Source organism: Agrococcus sp. SL85 (genome assembly GCF_026625845.1).
GTDB lineage: Bacteria > Actinomycetota > Actinomycetes > Actinomycetales > Microbacteriaceae > Agrococcus.
In genome coordinates this window covers 365,727-389,283 of the sequence record NZ_CP113066.1, presented here as the reverse complement: position 1 = coordinate 389,283, position 23,557 = coordinate 365,727, and the positions used below count along the sequence as shown (strand labels likewise).

Below are 23,557 nucleotides of genomic sequence, written 5' to 3'. Positions count from 1 at the left end.
CGGCGGTCGCCCGCGGCCGTCAGGTGTGCGGGTTCGAGGCCGCCCCGTCGAGCCACAGCTCGTCGCTGGCATCGGCGTGCGTGCCGCCCGAGCCGACGTGCTTCGCGCTGATGCGCGGCCCCTTCGTGATCACGTGCACCATCGCCATGCCGTGGCCGCGGCCGAGGCCGTGCTCGTCGCGCAGCCACTCGAGGATGGGCGTCGCCCTCGTGCCGGCGTCGAAGCCGCGCTCGCGGGCCTGCTCCAGCAGCTGCCGGGGCGTCAGCCCCGTCTTGGCCTCGATCGCGTCGAGGTAGGCCTGGAACGACATGGGTGCTCCTTCGCGCTCACCGGCCTCCAGCATCCCACCCGCCCCTCCACCATCGCAGGCTCAGCGGCGAGCAGGCGCGACGATCCCGTCCGGTCCCCGCTGGGCCTGCGAGAGCGGATGCGCCAGTAGCCTTGGGGATCGTGACCGTGCGCATCCACGACTCGAGGCAGCAGGCCGTCGTCGACCTCCGTCCCCTGCGCGACGGCGCGGTGTCGATGTACGTCTGCGGACCCACCGTGCAGTCGTCGCCGCACGTCGGCCACGTGCGCAGCGCCGTCGCCTACGACGTGTGGCGCCGCTGGCTCGAGCACCGCGGCCACCGCGTCACCTTCGTGCGCAACGTCACCGACATCGACGACAAGGTGCTCGTCAACGCCGTCGACGAGCCGTGGTGGGCGCTCGCCTACCGCGTCGAGCAGGAGTTCGCCGCCGCGTACCGCGCCGTCGGCGTGCTCGCGCCCACCTACGAGCCGCGCGCGACCGCCTCGATCCCCGAGATGCACGCGCTCATCGCGCTCCTCATCGAGCGCGGCCACGCCTACCCCGCGCTCGACGGCTCCGCCGACGTGTACTTCGACGTGCGCTCCTTCGCCGCCTACGGCGCCCTCACCCGCCAGTCGATCGATGCGATGGAGCCGGCCGCGGACGCCGACCCGCGCGGCAAGCGCGATCCGCGCGACTTCGCGCTCTGGAAGGCGCGCAAGGACGACGAGCCCGCCGACGCCTCCTGGGCCTCTCCTTGGGGCGAGGGGCGCCCCGGCTGGCACATCGAGTGCTCGGCCATGGCGCGGCGGTACCTCGGCGACGCCTTCGACATCCACGGCGGCGGCCTCGACCTGCGCTTCCCGCACCACGAGAACGAGCTCGCGCAGTCGAGCGCCGCGGGCCTCGGCTTCGCGGGCGTCTGGAGCCACAACGGGCTCGTGCACGTCGACGGCGAGAAGATGTCGAAGTCGCTCGGCAACTCGATCTTCGCCGCCGACCTGCTCGCTGCCACGCGCCCGATCGTCGTCCGGTACTTCCTCGTCGCGCCGCACTACCGCTCGACGATCGACCTGCGCACGGCGGAGGGCTCGCTCGCGGGCGGCTCGCTCGCCGAGGCCGAGGCCGCCTTCGGCCGCATCGAGGGCATGCTCGAGCGCGCGGCACGCGCCGGCGCGCTGCCCGACGCCGCGGTCCCGGAGGCCTTCGCGGCCGCGATGGACGACGACCTCTCCACGCCGCAGGCCGTCGCCGTGCTGCACGACACCACGAGGGCCGCGAACGCCGCCCTCGACGCGGGCGACGCGGCCTCCGGCCTCGCCCGAGCGGGCGAGGCGCTCGCGATGCTGCGGGTGCTCGGGCTCGACCCGGCCGACGCCGTGTGGCATCCTGAGGGGTCGGCTGGAGCCGCGGCGCTCGAGAGCCTCGTCGAGTCGCTGCTCGCCGAGCGGCGCGAGGCGCGCGCCGCGCGGGACTTCGCCGCATCCGACCGCATCCGCGACGCGCTCGCCGCCGCGGGCATCGCCGTCGAGGACGGCAAGGACACGACCACCTGGAGCATCGCATGAACAAGCCGAGTCGCTCGCCGCGCAAGAAGGGCCCCTCGAAGGGCACCGGCGGCAACGGCCGCAAGGCGCTCGAGGGCAAGGGCCCCACGCCCAAGGCGGAGGACCGCTCCTGGCACGTCGCCGGCAAGCGCAAGGCCGCCAAGGAGCGCCTCGACGCCGCGCGCTCGCGCTCCGGCAAGCCCGGTGCCGCGCAGCCGCCGCGCCACCGCAAGCCCTCCTCCGCGAAGGACGAGTCGGAGCTCGTGACCGGCCGCAACGCCGTGCTCGAGGCGCTCCGCACGAGGATCCCCGCGACCTCGCTCATCCTCGCGGCGCGGCTCGAGATGGACGACCGCGTCAAGGAGATCCTCTCGCTCGCCAACAAGCGCGGCGTGCCCGTGCTCGAGGTCATGCGGCCGGAGCTCGACCGCATCTCGGGCCACGACGCCGTGCACCAGGGCGTCGCGCTCAAGGTGCCGCCGTACCAGTACGCGCACCCGATCGACCTGCTGGAGCAGACGGTCGACCGCGGCCGCACGCCGCTCCTCGTCGCGCTCGACGGCGTCACCGACCCGCGCAACCTCGGCGCCATCATCCGCTCGGCCGCCGCCTTCGGCGCGCACGGCGTGATCGTGCCGCAGCGCCGCTCGGTGGGCGTGACGGCGAGCGCGTGGAAGACGAGCGCGGGCGCCGCGGCGCGCGTGCCCGTCGCCATGGCCTCGAACCTCACGGCCACGCTCAAGGAGCTCAAGAAGCAGGGCGTCTTCATCATCGGCCTCGACGGCGACGGCGACGTGCCGCTCCACGAGCTCGAGCTCGCGAGCGGGCCGCTCGTCGTGGTCGTCGGCAGCGAGGGCAAGGGGCTGTCGCGGCTCGTCGCCGAGACCTGCGACGCGATCGTGTCGATCCCGATCTCGGACGCCGCGGAGTCGCTGAACGCCGGCATCGCGGCCTCGGTCACGCTCTACGAGGTGGCGAAGCGCCGCTCGCGCCGCTGAGGGCCTCGTGACGCGAGCCGCCGGCGGCGGCGCGCTCCTCGGCCGGCGGTGGGGCCCCGCCTGCGGCGGCGCGCTCCTCGGCCAGCGGCGGGGTCCCTGCTGCGGCGGCGCGCTCCTCGAGCGCGGCCTCAGACCTTGCTGCGCCAATCGGGGTCGTCGTCCTCGTCGGCCAGGTCGATCTCGCCCGTCTCGAGCGGGATGATGGGCATCGTCACCGTCACGGGCACGCCCAGGAGCGCTGCCTCGTCGCGCCGGTGCTGCAGCTGCGTCTCGATGTAGCTCGAGACCGCCTCGTCGAGGGGGATCTCGCGCCGCTCGCGCTCGGAGAGGTACCAGCGGTGCTCGAGCACCTCGTGGAAGACCTCGGGGGACTCGAGCTTGCCGCCGAGCTCGCGCGGCACCGCGTCGACGATGGGCAGGTAGACGCGCTCGAACCACTCGTTCGCGAGCGCCTCGTCGCCCATCCGCGGCCGCGCCTCGCGCTCGTGCGCCACGTACTGGTCGAGGTCGTTGAGCATGCGCCGCGCCTGGTTCTCCTCGGCGTCGATGCCCGTGAGCGACGAGAGCCGCCGGTGGTGGTGGCCGGGGTCGACGACCTTCGGCTGGATCCGCACCGTCGTGCCGCCGTCGCCGGTCGAGAGCGAGAGCTCCTCGATGTCGAAGCCGAGCGCGTTGAGCCGCTCGAGCCGCGCGTTGATGCGCCAGCGCTCCGTCGAGGGCACGATCTCGTCGCTCGTGAGGGTGTGCCAGAGCTCGCGGTACTGCTCGACGATCGAGCCGGCGACCGCGACGGGGTCGATGGAGTCGTCGAGGCGGCCGCCCGCGGCGAGGTCGAGCAGCTCGCCCGCGATGTTGACGCGCGCGATCTCGAGGTCGTCGGCCCGCCGGCCGTCGGAGAGCCCGCCCGGCGGGATCGTGCCGGTCTCGGCGTCGACGAGGTAGGCGGCGAAGGCGCCCGCGTCGCGGCGGAAGAGCGTGTTCGAGAGCGACACGTCGCCCCAGTAGAAGCCCACGAGGTGCAGGCGCACGAGGAGTCCCGCGAGCGCGTCGACGAGGCGCTGCGCCGTCGAGCGCTTGAGCGCCGAGGAGTAGAGCGCCCGGTAGGGGAGCGAGAACCGCAGGTGCCGCGTGACGAGCGCCGTCGGCAGCGGCTCGCCGAGCACGGTGCGTCGGCCCGCGACCACGGCGACGGGCTCGACGCAGGGCACGTCGAGGCGCTGCAGGCGGCGGAGCATGCGGTACTCGCCCGTCGCCATCTCCTCGGTGGTCTCCTTGATGGCGACCACCCGGCCGCCGAGCCGCGCGAAGCGCACGAGGTGGCGCGAGATGCCCTTGGGGAGCGACACCACCGTGTCGTCCGACCACTCGTCGAGCGGCAGGTCCCAGGGCAGGTCGAGCAGGGTCGCGTCCATCATCGCCGAGGTGATGCGGAGGTCGGTCGAGGCCATGCGGCCATCGTAGGCCCGCGCCCCGACGCGACGGCGGCCGGGGCGCGAGGCCCCGGCCGCCGTCCTGCGCGCCTCAGACGCGCGTGCCGGACTCCTTGTCGAAGAGGTGCACGTGCTCCTGCGCGGGCGTGATGTGCACGGTGTCGCCGGCGGTCGCGTGCGCGCGGCCGTCGACGCGCGCGACGATCTCGACGCGCTTGCCCTCGACCTCCGCGTGGCCGTAGAGGTAGCCGTCGGCGCCGAGCTCCTCGACGAGGTCGACCGTGACCGGCAGGCCGTCGCCGCCGTCCGACGAGACGCTGACGTCCTCGGGGCGCACGCCGACGACGAGGCCGGAGCCCGCGGCCGCGAGCTGCTCGCGCGAGACGGGCGTCAGGTGCTGGCCGAAGCGCACGCCGCCCTCGGTGACGGGCAGCTCGATGAGGTTCATCGCCGGGCTGCCGATGAAGCCGGCCACGAACACGTTCTGCGGGTTCGCGTACAGCTCGCGCGGCGTGCCGACCTGCTGGAGGATGCCGTCCTTGAGCACCGCGATGCGGTCGCCCATCGTGAGCGCCTCCGTCTGGTCGTGCGTGACGTAGACGGTCGTGACGCCGAGGCGGCGCTGCAGCGACGCGATCTGCGTGCGCGTCTGCACGCGCAGCTTCGCGTCGAGGTTCGACAGCGGCTCGTCCATGAGGAAGACCTGCGGCTGGCGCACGATCGCGCGGCCCATCGCGACGCGCTGGCGCTGACCGCCGGAGAGGGCCTTGGGCTTGCGGCCGAGGTAGGGCTCGAGGTCGAGCAGCTTCGCCGCCTCCTCGACGCGCTTCGCGCGCTCCTCCTTCGCGACGCCCGCGATCTTGAGCGCGAAGCCCATGTTCTCGGCCACCGTCATATGCGGGTAGAGGGCGTAGTTCTGGAAGACCATCGCGATGTCGCGGTCCTTGGGCGGCATGTCGGTGACGTCGCGGTCGCCGATGACGATGCGGCCGTCGTTGACCTCCTCGAGGCCCGCGAGCATGCGCAGGGTGGTCGACTTGCCGCAGCCCGAGGGGCCGACGAGGACGAGGAACTCGCCGTCCGCGATCTCGAGGTCGATCGCATCGACCGCGGGGGTGGTGGCACCCGGGTACAGCCGGGTTGCCTTGTCGAAGGTGACAGACGCCATCGTGTGCTCCATTCACCGGCAGGAACGTGCCGGACGATCCGTTGTGAAAGGCGGGCGGAGCCCGCTGGCGACATCCTGCCACGAGGAGCGCCCGGTACCCTAGGGCTCGGCGCGATTCCCCGATGCGCCGCACGTACGAGCCCACAGCCGATCCAGGACAGGACCGCATGAGCGAGAAGCTGACGAAGAACGAGCGCCGCGCGCAGGCGCGCGAGCAGGCCCGGAAGATGCAGGAGCAGCGCCGCCGCAAGGAGCGCGTCCGCAAGGGCCTCACGATCGGCGGCATCGTCGTCGCGGCGGTCGCGATCGTCGCGATCGTCGCGGTCGTGATCGTCAACAGCATCCGGCCCGCAGGCCCCGGCCCCGAGAACATGGCCTCGAACGGCATCGTGATCGGCCAGGACTTCGTGGCCGAGCGCACCGCCGCGACGGCGCCCGAGGCCGAGCCGACGCCCACCGAGCCGCGCGACGACATCATCCAGATCGAGATCTACCAGGACTACATGTGCCCGGTGTGCGGTGCGTTCGACGAGACGAACCGCGCGACGCTCGAGCAGCTGCTCTCGACCGGCGCCGCCACGGTCGAGATCCACCCGATCTCGATCCTCGACCGGGCCTCGCTCGGCACGAAGTACTCGACCCGCTCGGCCTCGGCCGCCGCGTGCGTCGGCGAGTTCGCGCCCGACCAGTTCTGGGCCTTCAACAGCGCCATGTACGACGCGCAGCCGGCCGAGAACACCGCGGGCCTGTCGAACGACGAGATCGTCGGCGTCGCCGAGACCGCCGGCATCGACGTCTCGGGCGGCCTCGCCGACTGCATCCGCGAGACCCGCTTCGGCTCGTGGGCCGAGGACGCCACCGTGCGGGCCGGCACGCAGCCGCTGCCCGGCACCGACGGCGTCGTCGCCGACCGCACCCCCACGGTCATCGTGAACGGCCAGCAGTACCCCGGCTCGCCCTCCGACGCCGCGGGCTTCCAGGCCTTCGTGACCGCGACCGCCGGCCAGCTGACCGGCGGCGGCGAGACCGCGACCCCCGAGCCCACGCCGAGCGAGGGCTGATGCGGGGGCGCGCCTGGCTGGCCGGGTGCGCGGTGCTGGCGCTGGCCGCGTGCGCTCCGGCGCCCGCGCCGGCCCAGATCACCACGATCGGCCAGCTGGGCGCGGCCTACGTCGCGGCCGGCGGCGAGTGCACCGACCTCGTCGAGCAGTACCGGGCCTCCGAGGAGGAGCCCGTGGTCGCCGCGTGCGGCGACGCGACCGAGCTCGTGCTCGCCGCCGACGCCGACGAGGCGCTCGGCATCGCGACGCAGCGCCAGCTCCAGGAGCAGACGGTGCTCGTGCACGACCGCTGGGTGATCCGCGACCCGGAGGTGCAGGCGCTGCAGCAGGCGCTCGGCGGCGAGGTCGTCACGCTCGCGCCCGCGGACGGCCCCGCGAACATGGCCGACGCGATCGCCTTCGACGCCGAGGGCGTGGTGCCGGCCGAGCCCGTGCCCGCCGAGGGCGAGCCCGCCGCGCCCCCGCCCGCCGAGGGCGTGCACGACATCCTCGTGGTCATCGACCCCGACTGCGAGTACTGCGACCGAGCGCTCGCCGCGAGCGGCGGCGCGCTCGAGGCGCTCGCCGACGCGGGGGAGGCGCGGGTGTCGTACCTGCCCGTCTCGCTCGGCGACCAGATCGGCAACGGCTACGCCTCGACGCTCGGCGCGAACGCCCTCGCGTGCGTCGCGGACGCCGCGCCCGAGGCGTACCGCGGCTTCCAGGGCGCGCTGCTCGCGCACCTGCAGGAGCACGCCTTCGACGCCGACGAGGTGACGGCCCTCGCCGAGGGCCGGGGCGCCGAGGTCGGCGACTGCATCGGCACCGCGCGCTTCGCGTGGTGGGTGCGGCAGGCGACCGTGCGGGCGATCGAGCAGCCGCTGCAGGGCGTCGAGCCGCTGCGCGGCGTGCCCACGATCATCGTCGACGGGGCGACCTTCGGCGGCGACGTGGGCGATCCGGAGGCGCTCGCGGCCTTCGTCGCCGAGCAGCCGGTCGGCTGAGCCGGCGGCACCGGGCGGCGTCGGAGCCCCCTGTCGGGCTCGAACCGACGACCCCTGCTTTACAAGAGCAGTGCTCTACCAGCTGAGCTAAGGAGGCGTGCGCCCGCAGGCGCTCGGCCATTCTAGGCTTGTCCGGTGCGCACGCAGATCGTCTGGACCCTGTTGGCGGTGCTCGCGGGCGCCGGCATGGCCGTGCAGTCGCGCGTCAACGGCGAGCTCGGCCTCCAGCTCGACCAGGGCATGCTCGCGGCGCTCATCTCGTTCTCGATCGGGCTCGCGCTCCTGGGCGTCATCGCGCTCTGCTCGCCCGCGCTCCGCCGCGGCCTCGGTCGCCTCGTCACCGTCATCCGCACGGGCGAGATGCCCTGGTGGTACGCGACGACGGGCCTCATCGGCGCCTTCTTCGTCGCCGCGCAGGGACTCACCGCGGGCATCACGGGCGTCGCGCTCTTCACCGTCGGCGTCGTGGCGGGCCAGACCATCTCGTCGCTCGCCGTCGACCGCATGGGCCTCGGCGGCCTCGCGCCCAAGCGCATCACCGCGCCGCGGCTCCTCGGCGCGGCGATGGCGCTCGGCGCCGTGCTGCTCGCGGTCGCGGGCCAGGGCGGCGGCGAGGGGACCGGGGCCTCCTGGCTGCTCGTGCTGCCCTTCGTCGCGGGGCTCCTGCAGTCGCTGCAGCAGGCGATGGGTGGCGTCGTGCAGCGCAGCTCCGGCTCGGCGCTCGCGCAGGCGACGTCGAACTTCCTGCTCGGCACGCTCGCGCTCGGGCTCGTCGTCCTCGTGCAGGCGCTCGCAGGCGTCGAGGCGCAGCCGCTGCCCGCGAACCCGATCCTCTACATCGGCGGCGCGCTCGGCGTCGCCTTCATCGCCACGGCCTCGGTCGCGGTGCACCACCTGGGCGTGCTGACCCTGGGCCTCGCGACGATCTGCGGCCAGGTGCTGGCCTCGCTGCTGCTCGACGTCGTGCTGCCCGTGCACGCGCACGGCGTGACGCCCGCGGCCGTCGGCGCCGCGGCGCTCACGATCGCGGCCGTCGCGGTCTCGGCCATCAGGACGCGGCGCCGCAGCGCCGCGTGAGGCGGCGCTGCGAGCCGGGCGCTCAGCCCTCGGGCCTCAGTCCTCGGGCGTGAAGGTCATGGCGAGCGAGTTCATGCAGAACCGGTCGCCCGTCGGGGTCTGCGGCGCGTCCTTGAAGACGTGGCCGAGGTGGCTGCCGCACTTCGCGCAGCGCACCTCGGTGCGCACCATGCCGAGCGAGCGGTCCTCGATGAGCTCGACGGCGTCCTCGCGCGCGTCGAAGAACGACGGCCAGCCGCAGCCGGAGTCGAACTTCGTCTCGTCGTCGAAGAGCTCGTTGCCGCACGCGCCGCAGGCGTACACGCCCTGGCGGTGCTCGTCCAGCAGGGCGCCCGTCCAGGGGCGCTCGGTGCCGGCCTCGCGCAGCACGCGGTAGGCGTCGGGCGAGAGGGCCTCGCGCCACTCGGAGTCGGAGCGTTCGATGCGGTCGGTCATGCCTCGATCGTACGCCCGCGCGGCTCGTGTTTCGCGGCGGGCGAAGCGCCTGCGCCGATCTAGGATCGAGGCATGCCGAACGAGCCCCGCGCGCATGGAGGGGGGTCCGCCGACGAGGCGGCCGCCCTGGCCTTCGCCGAGGGCGCAGCGCTCGAGGACGCGCAGATCGCGCAGGCGGATGACGACGTCGCCGCCGCGCGCGAGGCGCGCGTGCGGCGCATCCTCGACTTCGAGGGGCGCTGGTCGAGCCACGCGGGCGCGAAGGCGCGCGCCATCCGGGCGGAGTTCGGGTGGTCGACCACCCGCTACTACCAGGTGCTCGACGGCCTCCTCGCGACGCCGGAGGCCGTGCGCCACGACCCCATGCTCGTGCGCCGGCTGCTGCGCCTGAGGGAGGGCCGATGAGCCGCACGCACCGCGTGGGCGCGCACCGCACGGCGGACGCGCCGGGGTGGCCCTGGTGGGGCATCCTGCTCGCCGCCGTCTGCGCGGTCGTCGTGCTGACGGGCGCCGGCATCGTGGCGCTCGACCTGCTGCGGCCGCAGGCGCCCGCGCCCGCGGCCTCCGAGTCGGCAGCGCCCGAGGTCGTCACGAACCCCGGCGAGATCGATCCGTCGCTCGATGCCTCGATCTCGGTGCTCGACGCCTCGGGGGAGGACGGCCTCGCCGCCGGCGTGGGGCAGTCGCTCGAGGACCTCGGCTGGGATGTCACGGCCACGGGCGGCTCGACCGACGAGCAGGCGGAGACGGTCGTCTGGTACGACAGCGAGGAGCTCGCGGCCGTCGCGCGCGGGCTCGTGCAGGGCCTCGGCGTCGGCGAGGCCGCGCTCTCCGACGGCCGCATCTCGGGCTCGCCCATCACGATCGTGCTCGGTGCGGACGCCCCCGGCACGGTGCCGAGCGTCGAGCCCCGCGAGGACGGCGGCGTCGAGCACTCGGGCACGCCCGCGCCATAGGCCGCCGGCCCCGGTGCGAGCCGCCCCGCGAGGCGGCCCGCCCGATTCCGCGCTGTCCCCCGATTGGGGTACATTCGTGGGGTACACATCGACGCGGCGCAGCGCCGCACTCGACGGGCCCACGCCCGGCGTGACCGTCGAGGGGGAGGCGCGATGAGCATCGAGACGTCCACGAGCGAGGACGAGCGGGTCCTGGGCACCGTGAAGTGGTTCGACCGCGAGAAGGGCTTCGGCTTCATCCGCGTCGACGGGACGGGCGACGAGGTCTTCGTCCACTACTCGCAGATCCTCATGCCCGGCTTCCGCGTGCTCGACGAGGGCCAGCGCGTGCTGCTGGCGGTCGGCGCGGCGCCCGGCGGGCCGCAGGCGGAGCGGGTCGAGCCGCGCCTCGGCGAGCAGGCCTGACGCCCGCCCGTCCGCCCTCGGCGAAGCGCTCGGCGCTCGCTTGCACTCCCATGCGCTGAGTGCCAGACTTGCCCCTGGCACTCGCTCTGGTGGAGTGCCAGTGAACGTCGACACGTCCAGGAGGGACGAGACCGCTATGGCAAAGATGATCGCTTTCGATGAGGAGGCCCGCCGCGGGCTGGAGCGTGGACTCAACACGCTCGCCGACGCGGTGAAGGTGACCCTCGGCCCGCGCGGCCGCAACGTCGTCCTCGAGAAGAAGTGGGGCGCCCCCACCATCACGAACGACGGCGTCTCGATCGCCAAGGAGATCGAGCTCGAGGACCCGTTCGAGAAGATCGGCGCCGAGCTCGTCAAGGAGGTCGCGAAGAAGACCGACGACGTCGCCGGCGACGGCACGACGACGGCGACCGTCCTCGCCCAGGCGCTCGTGCGCGAGGGCCTGCGCAACGTGGCCGCGGGCGCCGACCCGATCAGCCTCAAGCGCGGCATCGAGAAGGCCGCCGCCGCGGTGAGCGAGCAGCTGCTCGCCAACGCGAAGGAGATCGAGACGAAGGACGAGATCGCCGCGACCGCGTCGATCTCGGCCGCCGACGAGGAGATCGGCGCGCTCATCGCCGAGGCCATCGACAAGGTGGGCAAGGAGGGCGTCGTCACCGTCGAGGAGTCGAACACCTTCGGCACCGAGCTCGAGCTGACCGAGGGCATGCGCTTCGACAAGGGCTTCCTGTCGCAGTACTTCGTGACGGACCCCGAGCGCCAGGAGACGGTCTTCGAGGACCCGTACATCCTGATCGTCAACTCGAAGATCTCGAACATCAAGGACCTGCTCCCGATCGTCGACAAGGTGATCCAGGCGGGCAAGCAGCTCGTCATCATCGCCGAGGACGTCGAGGGCGAGGCGCTCGCGACGCTCGTCGTGAACAAGATCCGCGGCATCTTCAAGTCGGTCGCCGTCAAGGCCCCCGGCTTCGGCGACCGCCGCAAGGCGATGCTCGCCGACATGGCGATCCTCACGGGCGGCCAGGTGATCTCCGAGGAGGTCGGCCTCAAGCTCGAGAACGCGACGCTCGACCTCCTGGGCCGCGCGCGCAAGGTCGTCATCACGAAGGACGAGACGACGATCGTCGAGGGCGCCGGCGAGGCCGAGGCCATCGCGGGCCGCGTGCGCCAGATCCGCTCGGAGATCGAGAACACCGACTCCGACTACGACCGCGAGAAGCTCCAGGAGCGCCTCGCGAAGCTCGCGGGCGGCGTCGCCGTCATCAAGTCGGGCGCCGCGACCGAGGTCGAGCTCAAGGAGCGCAAGCACCGCATCGAGGACGCCGTGCGCAACGCGAAGGCGGCCGTCGAGGAGGGCATCGTCCCCGGCGGCGGCGTCGCGCTCATCCAGGCGGCGAAGACGGTCTTCGAGACCCTCCAGCTGCAGGGCGAGGAGCAGACCGGCGCGAACATCGTCAAGGTCGCGGTCGACGCGCCCCTGAAGCAGATCGCCCTCAACGCCGGCCTCGAGCCGGGCGTCGTGGCCGAGAAGGTCCGCAACCTCCCCGTGGGTCACGGCCTCAACGCCGCCACGGGCGAGTACGTCGACATGCTCGCCTCGGGCATCTCGGACCCGGTGAAGGTGACGCGCTCGGCGCTCGCCAACGCCGCGTCGATCGCCGGCCTCTTCCTCACGACCGAGGCCGTCGTCGCCGACAAGCCCGAGAAGGCCGCGGCGATGCCCGCCGACCCCACGGGCGGCATGGACTTCTGATCCATCCCACGAGTCGGGCCCCGGTGCGTCAGCACCGGGGCCCTTCCCGTTCCCGCGGCTAGGCCGCGAACAGCCGGGTGTTGCCCGACTCGACCTCGTCGTACTGGCGGCCCGCGACGGCGAGCGCCTCGGTGATGGCCGCGAGCGACTCCTCGACGCGCACCTGCGTGGCGCGCCAGTCGGCGAGCACGCCCTGGAAGGCGACCGATGCCTGGCCGCTCCAGGTGTCCTGCAGCGCCTGCAGCTGCGCGTGCATCGCGGCGACCTCCGACTGCACGCGCGAGGCGGTGCCGCGCACCGCGATGTGGGCGCCCTGGATGGCGTCGGCGTCGACGACGAACCTGCTCATGATCCCCTGCTTCCTGCGCGGCGGCTCCGCGCTCGAGCAGGACGGTAGGGGAGGGGGCGCGCTCAGCGCCGGGGTGCGGCGGCGGCCTGTGGATCGCCCGTCGCGGCCCCCGGGTCGCGGCGCAGCCGCTCGCTGAGCGCGAGCACGGCGGCGTCGTCGGCGAGCGGGATCGCGATGCGGAAGGTGGCGCCGCCGCCCGGGGTCTCGACGACGTCGATCCGGCCCTCGTGCGCGCGCACGATGCCCTGCACGATCGCGAGGCCGAGGCCCGAGCCGCCCGTCTCCCGCGCGCGGGAGGTGTCGGCGCGGAAGAAGCGCTGGAAGATGCGGCGGCGCAGCTCCTTCGGCACGCCCTCGCCGTGGTCGACGACGTGCACGACGGCCTGGCGGCGGCGTGCGGCCACGCCCACCCCGAGCTCGAGGGGGGTGCCCTCCGGGGTGTAGCGCAGGGCGTTGCCGATGAGGTTCGAGACCACCTGCCGCAGGGCGTGCTCGTCGCCGAGGACGACGGCGGGCGGCGTGAGGGGCGGCGGGGTGAAGAGCGCCGGCTCCGCGTCCTCCGGCGCCTCGTCGACGGGGGCCATCGCGTCCGGCTCGATCGGGTGCACGGTGATCCGCCGCTCCGGCGCCTGCACGCGGGTGTCGCTCGCCGCGTCGTTCACGATCGGCACGAGGTCGAGCGGCTGCAGGTCGAGCGGCCTGCGCTCGTCGAGGCGCGCGAGCTGCAGCAGGTCCTCGACGAGCCGCGCCATCCGCTTGGCCTCGCCCTCGATGCGCTCCATCGCGTTCTGGACGTCCTCCGGGCGCGTGATCGCGCCCATCCGGTAGAGCTCGGCGTAGCCGCGCACCGACACGAGCGGCGTGCGCAGCTCGTGGCTGGCGTCGCCGACGAACTGGCGCATCTGCGCGACCGAGGCGTCGCGCTGCTCGATGGCCGCCTCGATGCGGGCGAGCATCGTGTTGAGCGAGAGCTGCAGCGTGCCGACCTCGGTGCGCGGGTGCGCGCCGGAGATGCGGGCGTCGTAGTCGCCGTCGGCGAAGCGCTGCGCCTGCGCCGCGACGCCGCGCAGGTCGCGCAGCGTCGAGACCGCGAGGATGCGCGTGAGCGCCGCGCCCAGGATGATCGCGAGCGCCGAGAAGCCCACGAAGACGAGCGTGAAGGTCGCCGTCGTCGACTCGAGCCCGTCGAGGTCGACCGCGACGATCGAGACGAGCAGCTCGCCCGTGCCCTCGACGGTCGTGGGGGCCACGAGCATCCGGTACTGCGTGAGGCCGTCGCTCGAGAGGATCGTGAACGAGGTGTCCTGCTCCGCGACCGTGCCGATCGAGACCCGGGCGAGGTCGGGGTTCGCGGGGTCGGGCAGCTTGTTGTCGCACAGCACGGTGCCGCTCGCGTCGGCGATGCCCAGGTAGTAGCGGTTGGGCATGCGCTGCGCGAGGTCGCACTGCTCGGGCCGGTCGGAGCGCGTGACGGGGTCGCTCGTGAAGGCGCGCATGGCCTGCTCGAGCTCGCGGTCGGAGTCGGCGATCATCGCGTCGCGGATGATGCTGAGCGTGCCGACGCCCGCGAGCGCGAGCCCGAGCGCCATGACGACGACGATGAGTCCGCTGATGCGCCCGGCCAGCGAGGTCCGGGCGATGAGCTCGCGGAGCCGGGCGAGCACCTACGCCTTCGGGGACTTCAGCATGTAGCCGAAGCCGCGCTTCGTGACGATCATCGGCTCGGAGGTCGAGCCGTCGATCTTGCGTCGCAGGTAGGAGATGTACGACTCGACGATGCCGACGTCGCCGTTGAAGTCGTACTCCCAGACGTGGTCGAGGATCTGCGACTTCGAGAGCACCCGGTTCGCGTTGAGCATGAGGTAGCGGAGGAGCTTGAACTCGGTGGGCGAGAGCTCGACCTCCTCGTCGGCGACGGTGACCTCGTGCGTGTCCTGGTTCATGGCGAGCTCGCCGACGCGGATGGTGGCGTCATCGGTCTCGGCCATCGTGCGGCGGAGGATCGCCTTGATGCGGGCGATGATCTCGTCGAGCGAGAACGGCTTCGTGACGTAGTCGTCGCCGCCGACCGTGAGGCCGGTGATCTTGTCGTCGGTGTCGTCCTTGGCCGTGAGGAAGAGGATGGGGGAGGTGAAGCCCGAGGCCCGCAGGCGCTTCGTGACGCCGAAGCCGTTGATGTCCGGCAGCATCACGTCGAGCAGGATGAGGTCGGGCTCGTCCTCGAGGACGGCCGAGATGGCCGCGGCGCCCGCGCCGACGGCGCGCACGTCGAAGCCGGCGAAGCGCAGGCTCGTGGTCAGCAGGTCGCGGATGTGGGGTTCGTCGTCGACGACGAGGATCTTGGCGCTGGGCTCCGTCATGCGCCCAGTCTCTGATCGTCGGCTGTGATGTTCCTGAACACCCGCGGTCCCGCTCAGGCGACGCCGGCGCGGTCGGCCGCGCCGAGCTCGTGCTCGTCGAGGATCGTGTACGCGTAGCCCTGCTCGGCGAGGAAGCGCTGGCGCCCGAGCGCGAACTCCTGGTCGACCGTGTCGCGCGCGACGACGGTGTAGAAGCTCGCGGTGCGGCCGCCCTTCGGGCGCAGCAGCCGGCCGAGGCGCTGGGCCTCCTCCTGGCGCGAGCCGAAGGAGCCAGAGACCTGCACGGCGAGCGAGGCGTCGGGCAGGTCGACCGAGAAGTTCGCGACCTTCGAGACCACGAGCACGCGCTCCTGCCCCGTCCGGAACGCTTGGAAGAGCTCCTCGCGCTCCGAGACGGGCGTCTCGCCCGTGATGAGCGGCGCGTCGAGGGCCTCCGCGAGCTCGTCGAGCTGGTCGAGGTACTGCCCGATGACGAGCGTCTGCTCGTCGGGGTGCTGCTCGAGCACGCGCCGCACCGTGCGGATCTTGCGCGGGCTCGAGGCCGCGATCCGGTAGCGGTCGCGGTCGCCCGCGGCCGCGTACTCGAGCCGCTCGTCCTCGTCGAGGTCGATGCGCACCTCGTAGCACTCCGCGGGCGCGATGAAGCCCTGGGCCTCGATCTCCTTCCACGGTGCGTCGAAGCGCTTCGGGCCGATGAGGCTGAACACGTCCGACTCGCGGCCGTCCTCGCGCACGAGCGTCGCGGTGAGGCCGAGGCGCCGCCGCGCCTGCAGGTCGGCCGTGAGCTTGAAGACCGGCGCGGGCAGCAGGTGCACCTCGTCGTACACGATGAGGCCCCAGTCGAGCGCGTCGAGCACGCCCAGGTGCGCGTACTCGCCGCCGCGCTTGACCGTCAGGATCTGGTAGGTCGCGATCGTGACCGGCTTGATCTCCTTGCTCTGGCCGGAGTACTCGCCGATCTCGTCCTCGGTGAGGCTCGTGCGCGCCAGCAGCTCCGCGCGCCACTGGCGCGCCGACACGGTGTTCGTGACCAGGATGAGCGTCGTCGTGTCGTTCGCGGCCATCGCGCCCGCGCCCACGATCGTCTTGCCGGCGCCGCAGGGGAGCACGACGACGCCCGAGCCCGCCTCGGCGAAGTGGTGCACGGCGTCCGCTTGGTAGGGCCGCAGCTCCCACCCGTCCTCGACGAGGTCGATGTCGAGCGGGGTGCCGGGGGTGTAGCCCGCGAGGTCCTCGGCCGGCCAGCCGATCTTCACGAGCTCCTGCTTCAGCTCGCCGCGCGCCCAGTCGACGACGCGGATGCCGTCGCCCGCGGGGCCCGCGAGCAGCGGCTGCACCTTCTTCGAGCGCCGCACCTCCTCGAGCACGGGGCGGTCCTGGCTGCGCAGCACGAGGCCCTCGTCGTCGCGCTCGATCGTGAGGCGGCCGTAGCGCCCGATCGTCTCGCGGATGTCCTGGGCGACGCCCGTCGGCACCGGGAACTTCGCGTAGCGGTCGAGCGTGCCGACGATCTCGTCGGCCGAGTGGCCGGCGGCGCGGGCGTTCCACAGCCCGAGCCGCGTCACGCGGTAGGTGTGGATGTGCTCGGGGGCGCGCTCGAGCTCGGCGAACACCTGGAGCGCCTGCCGCGCGGCGGCGGCCTCCGGGTGCGCGACCTCGAGGAGCACCGTCCGGTCGGACTGGACGATGAGCGGGCCGGGGAGCGTCACAGCCGACCAGCCTACTCCCGCTCGTCCCCCGACGGCAGGGCGGCGGCTCAGCTGGCGAGGCCGAGGCCCGCGACGCGCGTGATCGCGCTGAGGGGCAGGGTGCGCTCGACGTCGCGCTGCGCGTCGCGCGCGCGGAGCCTGCCGTTGGCGACCGCGAGCGGTACGAGCTCCACGTCGACCGGCTCCGCGGAGAGCACGACCGTCAGGCGCACGGGCACGCGCTCGCGCACCGCGGCCTGCAGCTGCCGCTCGAGCCAGGCGCGCTCCTGCTCGACACGTCGAAGCCCGTGTCGCGCAGCCGGGCGACGAGCCGGTGCGGCTCGGGGGCACGGCGGGGCGCGCGCTCCCGGTCGCGCACGACGAGCGCGCCGTCCTCGTCCTCGAGCACGGCCGGGTAGCGCTCCTCGAGGAGCGCCTCGAGGGCCTCCTCCGCGCTCGTGCGGAAGGTGACGCGATGCGCGCCCGAGGCCTCCACGCCCGCGGGCGCGAGCGCGCGGTCGACGGCGATGGTGCGGATGAGCTGCGCGTCCTCCGAGCGCGCCTGCGCGCGGGCGCCGCCCTCGGCGAGCGGATCGACCGCGCGCACGCGCACGGCGCCGAAGCGCGCCGCGGTGTCGCGCACGAGGTAGGCGACGGGCTGGGGGAGGCCCGTGAGCGAGACCTCGCGCAGGAAGTCGAGCACGCCGTCAGCGCCCTCGCCGTCGGCGAGCGCGGCGGCGACGCTCTGCGGCGTGATGCGCCACTGCGAGGCGATGCCGGCGCGCTCGATCCGCGCGACGCGGCGCAGGCGCGCCTCCACGGCCGCCTCGAGCGGGCCGGGCGCGACGATGGAGAGGTCGGGCTGCAGGTAGACCGATGCGGTCGAGGGCGGCACGTGCGCGGCGAGCGCCGCGAGCGCGGCCTCCGGCGCGTCGAGGGCCTGCGCGGCGATCGCGGTGCGGCCGCCGCGGTCGACGAGCCCGAGGGCCGTGGCCTGCCGCGCCTCGCGCTCGCGGACGGCGAGCGCGGCCGGGTCGGCGAGGGGAAGGCCCCGGCGAGGTGCTCGGCGGCGATGCCGTCGACGTCGGCGTGGGCGCGCAGCCACGCCTGCGCGAGCGCGAGCCAGCGCTGGGGCACGGGGGCGGCGAGCCACGCGTCGGCGTCGACGGTCGCCCGCAGCCGCCCGTCGCGGCGGTCGAGCAGGCCCGCGAGCAGCGCGGGCTCCAGGCGCTCCTCGATGCGGGCGGGGTCGGCGTCGATCGCGGCGGCGAGGGCGCGCGCGGCCGCGGCGGGCGCCTGCGCGCGGGCGCGGAGGGCGATGGGCGCCTCCGCGACGCGGTGCACGAGCTCACCCACCTTGATCGCCTCGTCGATCGCGGTCTGCGGGGCGGTGGGGCTCTCGGCCGGCGCCGACGGCGACCAGTCCGCGGCGCGGTCGGCGAGCGCCTCGGCGGCGGCCGCGGCGACGGGCGGGAGCGCCGCGCCGTCGACGCCCAGCAGCAGCGCGTCGAGCCGGGGCGTCGATCGGCCCGCAGCGAGCGCGCGCAGCTCGTCGGCCGTGCGCTGGCTGAGCGCGCGGGCGATCGGCTCCTCGGCGACGAGGTGCTCGGCGAGGTCGAAGGTGGAGGCGAGCTGCGGTGGCACCTGCCGCTCGACGACGAGCAGGTCGAGCGCCTCGTCCGAGAGCGACTGGATCCGGGCCGCGAGCCCGACGACGTCCATCAGCGCCCGCGCGCCCGCCCGGCCGCCGAGACGACGACGAGGGTCACGAGGCTGACGATCGCGAGCGGCAGCGCCACGAGCGGCAGCCAGAAGGCGAGCTGCCAGGCGACGCCGGCGAAGAGCGGCACCGAGTCGCGGAGGCCGATGTGCAGGAGCGTCGCCGCGAAGCCCAGCACGGCGACGCCGCCGAAGCCGACGACGAGCGCCGCGAGCACGCGCTCGACGACCTCGCGCCGGGTGCGCGCGACGGGCGCGGTCGTGCGCTCGCGCGGCTTCGGCCGCTGCGTGGGGTTGCTGCTCGCCTTCGGCATCCGGCCAGGATATCGCGCGCCGGGCGCCCAGGCCCCGCCCACTACGCTGGTGCGGTGCGGCAGGGCGCCGCCGACAGACGCGCGGGAGGGTGCGATGCCGAGCGGCAGGGTGAAGTTCTTCGACGAGGCCAAGGGCTTCGGCTTCATCGCGGGCGACGACGGCGTCGAGGTGTTCCTCCACGCCTCCGCGGTGCCCGAGGGCACGCGCATCGCGCCGGGCGCCCGCGTGGAGTACGGCATCGCCGACGGCCGCCGCGGCCCGCAGGCGCTGTCGCTCCGCGTGCTCGGCGCTGCCAAGGGCGCTCCGAGGGCCGCTCGCCGCGACACCGAGGACATGGCGATCATCGTCGAGGACCTCGTGCGGCTGCTCGACTCGATCGGCAACGACCTGCGCCGCGGCCGCTACCCCAGCGCCGACCACGGCTCGCGCGTGGCCCAGATGCTCCGGAAGGTCGCCGATGACCTCGACGCCTGACGCTCGCGAGGACGACGCGCAGGCGTCGCCCGCGACCGCCGTGCCCGTGACCCCGACCGCGCAGGAGCTCGCGCTCGCGCTCGCGGCGCTCGACGAGATCGCGCCGAGGGGCGCCGTCGGCGATGTGGTCGACGCGGTGGCCGAGGGCGACGGCGTCGTCGCGGTGCGGCACGCGTCCACGCTCTCCGGCTACCCCGACTGGACCTGGACCGTGCTGCTCTCGCGCGACGTCGAGGGCGGCCCGACCGTGCTCGAGGCCGCGCTGCTGCCCGGCGAGGGGTCGCTGCTCGCGCCTGCGTGGACGCCGTGGGCCGACCGCATGGCCGAGTACCTCGCGGCCAAGGACGCGGCATCGGCCGACGGCGACGACGACGAGCTCGACGACCACGACGAGCTGGAGTCCGACCTCGACGCCGATCTCGAGGACGACTTCGACGACGACTTCGACGAGGACGTCGACGCGCTCGACGAGGACGTCGACCCGATCGACGACGATGGCGACGGCGCCGATGTCGACGAGGACCACGACGACGACGGCGGCCGCGACGCCTGAGCGCCGCGGCCGCCGTCGGGCCCGCCTCCGCCTCAGCGGCGGTCGAGCAGCCAGTCGAGGCTGCGGGTGAGCTGCATGACGTCGCTCGGCTCGATCGCCGCGAAGGTCGCGACGCGCAGCTGGTTGCGGCCGAGCTTGCGGTACGGCTCGGTGTCGACGACGCCGTTGGCCCGCAGCGCCTTCGCGAGCGCCGCCGCGTCCACCGAGTCGTCGAAGTCGATGGTGACGACCACGTTCGAGCGGTGCGCCGCGTCGGCGACGAACGGCGTCGCCTCGGCGCGGCCCTCGGCCCACGCGTAGAGCGTCGAGGACGACTCGGCCGTGCGCGCGGCCATCGCGTCGAGGCCGCCCGCCGCGAGCATCCACCGCAGCTGCTCGTCGAGCAGCAGCAGCGTCGCGAGCGCGGGGGTGTTGAGGGTCTGCTCGAGCCGCGAGTTCGTGACCGCCTGCTGCAGCGAGAGGAACTCCGGGATGTAGCGGCCCGAGGCCGCGATGCGCTCGATGCGCTCGATCGCGGCGGGGGAGGCGAGGGCGAACCAGATGCCGCCGTCGGCCGCGAAGTTCTTCTGCGGCGCGAAGTAGTAGAGGTCGGCCTTCGAGACGTCGACCGCGAGGCCGCCCGCCGCGCTCGTCGCGTCGACGACGGTGAGCGCGTCGGACTGGCCGCGGACCACGGGGTGGAAGACGCCCGTCGAGGTCTCGTTGTGGGGGTACGCGACCACGTCGACGCCCTCGACCGCCTCGAGCACGGGGCGCGAGCCCGGCTCCGAGCGGGCGACGCTCGGCGCCTCGAGCCAGGGCGCCGCGGCGGCCTTCGCGAACTTCGCGCCGAACTCGCCGAAGGCCAGGTGGTGCGAGCGGCGCTCGATGAGGCCGAAGGCGGCGGCGTCCCAGAAGGCCGTGGAGCCGCCGTTGCCCAGCAGCACCTCATGGCCCTCGGGCAGCGAGAAGAGCTCGGCGAGGCCCTGCCGCACGGAGGCGACGAGCGACTTCACAGGAGCCTGGCGGTGGCTCGTGCCCAGCAGCTGCAGGCTACTCGTCAGGCGCGCGACCTGCTCGGGGCGCACCTTCGAGGGGCCGCAGCCGAAGCGGCCGTCGACGGGGAGGAGGTCGGAGGGGATGGTGATCTCGGTCACGCCTCCGATCCTACGAGCGGGCGCGTGCGCGCGGGCCGACGAGCGGGCGCCTGCGCGCCGGCGGCGCGTGCGCGGCAGGACGGCGCGCGCGGCACCGGGCGCGACACTAGGGTTGACGCCATGCGGACGAGGGACGGGGGTCGTGGGTGACGGATCTCGTCGACACCACCGAGATGTACCTCCGCACGATCCTCGACCTCGAGGAGGAGGGCATCACGCCCCTGCGCGCGCGCATCTCCGAGCGGCTGGGCCACTCGGGCCCGACGGTGTCGCAGACGATCGCCCGCATGGAGCGCGACGGCCTCGTCGTCGTCGGCGCCGACCGCCACCTCGACCTCACCGGCGAGGGCCGCGCGCTCGCGACGCGCGTGCTGCGCAAGCACCGCCTCGCGGAGCGGCTGCTCGCCGACGTCATCGGGCTCGACTGGAGCCTCGTCCACGACGAGGCGTGCCGCTGGGAGCACGTCATGAGCGAGCAGGTGGAGCGCAGGCTCCTCGCGCTGCTCGGCAACCCGACGGAGTCGCCGTACGGCACGCCGATCCCGGGGCTCGCGGAGCTCGGGCTGGCGCCGGCGGACGCGTTCCTCGACGGCGTCGTCCGCGCGACGGAGGCCGAGGGCGAGCGGACGGTGCGGCGGCTGGGCGAGCCCATCCAGTTCGACGTCGAGGGCCTCGCCGAGCTGCAGTCGGCGGGGGTGCTGCCCGGCGCCCGCGTCGCCGTCTCGGCGGCCGGCGACCGGGTGCGGATCGCCGTGGTGGGCGGTGCGGCGATCGACCTGCCGCAGGAGCTCGCGCAGCACGTGTACCTCGAGGCCTGACGCCCCTCCCGCGCCGGGCGCGCGGGCCGGTGCGTCCAGGGGCCTCCCAGGCCGCGTCGAGGCTCGCCGCACGACCGCATCCGGATTGTGACGGAACGGTAACGGTCGGGTAGTGTCCCCGTCAGTCAGCCCCGCACCGGAGCGTGCGCGGGCGCCTGATGGAGGACCACCGCCACATGACCCTGCAGCACTCGACGGCCATCGCCGTCGCGCCGATGGCCGAGCGACCTGCGTACGGGACGCTGCGCCGCGGCGTGAAGAGCGTGGGCGTCGTGTGCATCGCGGCCGGGCTCGTGGGGGCGCTCTCGCTCCCCGCCGCCGCCTTCCAGCCGACGACGCAGCGCTACTCGCAGGGCGAGCTCGCCGCGATCGTCGCCGAGAACTCGCAGTCGGTCACCGTCGCCGCCGATGCCCGCACCGAGGCGATCGCGCGCGACGGCATCGCCGGCACGACCGCCGAGGAGCTCGCGGAGCTGCAGGCCGCGGCGCAGGCGGCCGAGGATGCGCGCCAGGCGGAGCTCGAGGCCGCCCGCGAGTCCGCGGCGGAGCTCGCCCAGGCGTCGGGCGGTGCCGCGGAGGCCCCCGCGACCGCGGCTGCCAGCATCCCCGCCGACGGCTCCGTCGTCGGCATCGCCGCATCGCAGCTCGGCGCCCCGTACGTGTGGGGCGGCGCGAGCCCCTCGACGGGCTTCGACTGCTCGGGCTTCACGATGTGGGTCTACGGCCAGGCCGGCCACTACCTGCCCCACTCCTCGAACGCGCAGGCGGGCTACGGCACCCCGGTGCCGGCATCGGCCGTCGCCGCGGGCGACCTGCTCGTGTGGAACGGCCACGTCGCGATCTACGCGGGCGGCGGGCAGATCATCCACGCCGCGACCAGCGGCAAGCCCGTGAAGTACTCCAGCTACTCCGCGATGGTCGCGGCGTTCGGCACCCCCCAGGTGCGGCGCTTCGGCTGATCCCGAGTGCCTGGTGACAAGACGATAACGATTTGGTAACGTAGCCCGACGTGCCGCCTCGGCGGCCGTGCACGGAACGAGATCCCAGGAGCGAGCAGCAGTGACGACTACCAACGAGCAGACGGCCCAGGAGCCGACGAAGCGCGTCTCGCGCGCAGCCTTCGTCCGCGGCGCCCGCCGCGTCGGCGTGATCGCGGCCGCGGCCGCGCTGGCCTCCCCGCTGGCCCTGCCCGCATTCGCCTCCGGCGCCTCGAACGGTGCCGAGCAGTCGATGTCGGCCCTCGTGGCTCAGGACGCGCAGTCGGTCTCCGGCATCGTGACGGCGGGCGAGAGCGGCCTGAGCGAGGCCCGCCTCGACGTCCAGGCCACGACGCCCGAGGAGCTCGCGCAGATCCGCGCCGAGATCGAGGCGGAGGTGCAGCGCGAGGAGCAGGCCCGCCAGGAGGCCGCCGCCGCGGCATCGTCGTCGTCGTCCTCCTCGTCCTCCTCGTCGTCGGCCTCCACGGGCTCGGCGGCGGCCTCGGCCGGCGCCTCCGGCTCGGTCATCGCGAACGCCGCGCTCGCGCAGGTCGGCGTCGCGCAGGACTGCGTGGCGCTCGTGCGCAGCTCGATCGCCGCTGCGGGCCTGCCGTACTCCGGCATGGGCTCGCTCTTCAACCTCGGCCCGACCATCCCCATGTCGCAGGCCTCGCCCGGCGACGTCATCTACTACGCGAACGGCGGCACCGGCAGCGCCCACGTCGCGATCTACATCGGCGGCGGCCGTGCGGTGCACGGCGGCTGGAGCGGCTACAACACCGTCGTCGCCGGCGTGAACATCGGCGGCTCGGCCCCGGTCTTCATCGACATCACCTGAGACGTCCGATCGTGAGCGCCCGCCCCTCGGGGCGGGCGCTCCGTCGTCCCGGGGCCGCGATCGGCCGCCGCGCGCCGCGGTAGGATCGTCGGGTCCGGCCTCTGTAGCTCAATGGAAGAGCATCTCCGTCCTAAGGAGCTGGTTGGGGGTTCGAATCCCTCCAGGGGCACCACGCATCCGCCTCGGCCGCTCGGCCGCGGATGCCAGGGGCATCGATGCCCT

The 23,557-nt window shown here is 74.0% G+C and carries 26 protein-coding genes and 2 tRNA genes; 15 read left to right on the top strand and 13 right to left on the bottom strand.

Going from position 1 to position 23,557, the window contains the following annotated elements:
• Nucleotides 1–19: 19 nt before the first annotated feature.
• Complete coding sequence (locus tag OVA14_RS01820) at nt 20–310, bottom strand: DUF4287 domain-containing protein (protein WP_267504619.1); 291 nt, start codon at nt 308–310, stop codon at nt 20–22.
• Between the two features lie 140 nt (nt 311–450).
• Here OVA14_RS01820 and cysS point away from each other — a divergent pair, with 140 nt between their 5' ends.
• Together cysS and rlmB are read left to right on the top strand one after the other, a co-directional pair.
• Nucleotides 451–1,860, top strand: a complete 1,410-nt coding sequence (cysS, locus tag OVA14_RS01815) for a cysteine--tRNA ligase (protein WP_267504618.1) — start codon at nt 451–453, stop codon at nt 1,858–1,860.
• A complete protein-coding gene (gene rlmB / locus OVA14_RS01810) occupies nt 1,857–2,837 on the top strand; it encodes a 23S rRNA (guanosine(2251)-2'-O)-methyltransferase RlmB (protein ID WP_267504617.1) in 981 nt (326 codons plus the stop codon). Before cysS ends, rlmB begins: the two co-directional genes overlap by 4 nt.
• Before the next feature lie 128 nt (nt 2,838–2,965).
• Here the strand turns inward: rlmB and OVA14_RS01805 are convergent, their stop codons facing one another.
• On the bottom strand, nt 2,966–4,285 hold the full coding sequence (locus tag OVA14_RS01805; protein WP_267504616.1) for a DUF4032 domain-containing protein: 1,320 nt from the start codon (nt 4,283–4,285) through the stop codon (nt 2,966–2,968).
• A gap of 73 nt (nt 4,286–4,358) precedes the next feature.
• Nucleotides 4,359–5,435 (bottom strand): ABC transporter ATP-binding protein, encoded by a 1,077-nt coding sequence (locus OVA14_RS01800; RefSeq protein ID WP_267504615.1) that lies wholly within the window; start codon nt 5,433–5,435, stop codon nt 4,359–4,361.
• A 167-nt stretch (nt 5,436–5,602) separates the two neighbouring features.
• Between OVA14_RS01800 and OVA14_RS01795 the strand changes: the two genes are divergently transcribed.
• Nucleotides 5,603–6,496, top strand: coding sequence for a DsbA family protein (locus OVA14_RS01795; protein WP_267504614.1), 894 nt, complete (start codon nt 5,603–5,605; stop codon nt 6,494–6,496).
• On the top strand, nt 6,496–7,479 hold the full coding sequence (locus tag OVA14_RS01790; protein ID WP_267504613.1) for a DsbA family protein: 984 nt from the start codon (nt 6,496–6,498) through the stop codon (nt 7,477–7,479). Before OVA14_RS01795 ends, OVA14_RS01790 begins: the two co-directional genes overlap by 1 nt.
• Nucleotides 7,480–7,503: 24 nt before the next feature.
• On the opposite strand, the gene OVA14_RS01785 is transcribed toward OVA14_RS01790, so the two are convergent.
• Nucleotides 7,504–7,576, bottom strand: a tRNA-Thr gene (locus tag OVA14_RS01785).
• Nucleotides 7,577–7,614: 38 nt separating this feature from the next.
• On the opposite strand from OVA14_RS01785, the gene OVA14_RS01780 reads away from it, so the two are divergent.
• Nucleotides 7,615–8,556, top strand: a complete 942-nt coding sequence (locus tag OVA14_RS01780) for a DMT family transporter (RefSeq protein ID WP_267504612.1) — start codon at nt 7,615–7,617, stop codon at nt 8,554–8,556.
• 36 nt (nt 8,557–8,592) lie between these two features.
• Here OVA14_RS01780 and msrB read toward each other — a convergent pair whose 3' ends face one another.
• Nucleotides 8,593–8,991 (bottom strand): peptide-methionine (R)-S-oxide reductase MsrB, encoded by a 399-nt coding sequence (msrB, locus tag OVA14_RS01775; RefSeq protein ID WP_267504611.1) that lies wholly within the window; start codon nt 8,989–8,991, stop codon nt 8,593–8,595.
• Nucleotides 8,992–9,063: 72 nt separating this feature from the next.
• Here msrB and OVA14_RS01770 point away from each other — a divergent pair, with 72 nt between their 5' ends.
• The 4 genes from OVA14_RS01770 (at nt 9,064) to groL (ending at nt 12,108) form a co-directional block, all read left to right on the top strand.
• On the top strand, nt 9,064–9,396 hold the full coding sequence (locus tag OVA14_RS01770; protein ID WP_267504610.1) for a DUF3263 domain-containing protein: 333 nt from the start codon (nt 9,064–9,066) through the stop codon (nt 9,394–9,396).
• On the top strand, nt 9,393–9,947 hold the full coding sequence (locus OVA14_RS01765; protein ID WP_267504609.1) for a LytR C-terminal domain-containing protein: 555 nt from the start codon (nt 9,393–9,395) through the stop codon (nt 9,945–9,947). The genes OVA14_RS01770 and OVA14_RS01765 overlap by 4 nt, the downstream gene beginning before the upstream one ends.
• A 153-nt stretch (nt 9,948–10,100) precedes the next feature.
• Nucleotides 10,101–10,352, top strand: coding sequence for a cold-shock protein (locus OVA14_RS01760; protein ID WP_267504608.1), 252 nt, complete (start codon nt 10,101–10,103; stop codon nt 10,350–10,352).
• 136 nt (nt 10,353–10,488) lie between these two features.
• Nucleotides 10,489–12,108: a chaperonin GroEL gene (gene groL / locus OVA14_RS01755; RefSeq protein WP_267504607.1), complete on the top strand. Its 1,620-nt coding sequence runs from the start codon at nt 10,489–10,491 to the stop codon at nt 12,106–12,108.
• 58 nt (nt 12,109–12,166) lie between these two features.
• Here the strand turns inward: groL and OVA14_RS01750 are convergent, their stop codons facing one another.
• From OVA14_RS01750 to OVA14_RS01720, 7 genes are all read right to left on the bottom strand, one after another.
• Nucleotides 12,167–12,457, bottom strand: coding sequence for a WXG100 family type VII secretion target (locus OVA14_RS01750; RefSeq protein ID WP_267504606.1), 291 nt, complete (start codon nt 12,455–12,457; stop codon nt 12,167–12,169).
• A 62-nt stretch (nt 12,458–12,519) separates the two neighbouring features.
• A complete protein-coding gene (locus OVA14_RS01745) occupies nt 12,520–14,121 on the bottom strand; it encodes a sensor histidine kinase (protein ID WP_267504605.1) in 1,602 nt (533 codons plus the stop codon).
• A complete protein-coding gene (locus OVA14_RS01740) occupies nt 14,122–14,817 on the bottom strand; it encodes a response regulator transcription factor (RefSeq protein ID WP_267504604.1) in 696 nt (231 codons plus the stop codon).
• A 53-nt stretch (nt 14,818–14,870) separates the two neighbouring features.
• On the bottom strand, nt 14,871–16,526 hold the full coding sequence (locus OVA14_RS01735) for a DNA repair helicase XPB (RefSeq protein ID WP_267504603.1): 1,656 nt from the start codon (nt 16,524–16,526) through the stop codon (nt 14,871–14,873).
• 47 nt (nt 16,527–16,573) lie between these two features.
• Nucleotides 16,574–16,738 (bottom strand): hypothetical protein, encoded by a 165-nt coding sequence (locus OVA14_RS01730; protein WP_267504602.1) that lies wholly within the window; start codon nt 16,736–16,738, stop codon nt 16,574–16,576.
• On the bottom strand, nt 16,729–17,610 hold the full coding sequence (locus OVA14_RS01725) for a helicase-associated domain-containing protein (protein ID WP_267504601.1): 882 nt from the start codon (nt 17,608–17,610) through the stop codon (nt 16,729–16,731). Before OVA14_RS01725 ends, OVA14_RS01730 begins: the two co-directional genes overlap by 10 nt.
• Before the next feature lie 616 nt (nt 17,611–18,226).
• Nucleotides 18,227–18,538: a hypothetical protein gene (locus OVA14_RS01720; protein WP_267504600.1), complete on the bottom strand. Its 312-nt coding sequence runs from the start codon at nt 18,536–18,538 to the stop codon at nt 18,227–18,229.
• Nucleotides 18,539–18,632: 94 nt separating this feature from the next.
• Here OVA14_RS01720 and OVA14_RS01715 point away from each other — a divergent pair, with 94 nt between their 5' ends.
• The gene (locus OVA14_RS01715; protein WP_267504599.1) at nt 18,633–19,013 is read left to right on the top strand and encodes a cold-shock protein; all 381 of its coding nucleotides are present in this window, start codon (nt 18,633–18,635) and stop codon (nt 19,011–19,013) included.
• Entirely contained in the window at nt 18,997–19,566 is a 570-nt protein-coding gene (locus OVA14_RS01710; RefSeq protein ID WP_267504598.1) for a DUF3027 domain-containing protein, read from the top strand. The genes OVA14_RS01715 and OVA14_RS01710 overlap by 17 nt, the downstream gene beginning before the upstream one ends.
• A 32-nt stretch (nt 19,567–19,598) precedes the next feature.
• Here the strand turns inward: OVA14_RS01710 and serC are convergent, their stop codons facing one another.
• Complete coding sequence (gene serC, locus OVA14_RS01705) at nt 19,599–20,702, bottom strand: phosphoserine transaminase (RefSeq protein WP_267504597.1); 1,104 nt, start codon at nt 20,700–20,702, stop codon at nt 19,599–19,601.
• Nucleotides 20,703–20,848: 146 nt separating this feature from the next.
• Between serC and OVA14_RS01700 the strand changes: the two genes are divergently transcribed.
• The 4 genes from OVA14_RS01700 to OVA14_RS01685 all read left to right on the top strand — a co-directional run bounded on the left by OVA14_RS01700 (nt 20,849) and on the right by OVA14_RS01685 (nt 23,507).
• On the top strand, nt 20,849–21,520 hold the full coding sequence (locus OVA14_RS01700; protein ID WP_267504596.1) for a metal-dependent transcriptional regulator: 672 nt from the start codon (nt 20,849–20,851) through the stop codon (nt 21,518–21,520).
• 176 nt (nt 21,521–21,696) lie between these two features.
• Nucleotides 21,697–22,479, top strand: coding sequence for a C40 family peptidase (locus tag OVA14_RS01695; protein WP_267504595.1), 783 nt, complete (start codon nt 21,697–21,699; stop codon nt 22,477–22,479).
• 100 nt (nt 22,480–22,579) lie between these two features.
• Nucleotides 22,580–23,335, top strand: coding sequence for an NlpC/P60 family protein (locus OVA14_RS01690; protein ID WP_267504594.1), 756 nt, complete (start codon nt 22,580–22,582; stop codon nt 23,333–23,335).
• Between the two features lie 97 nt (nt 23,336–23,432).
• Nucleotides 23,433–23,507, top strand: a tRNA-Arg gene (locus OVA14_RS01685).
• The last annotated feature ends 50 nt before the right edge of the window (nt 23,508–23,557 follow it).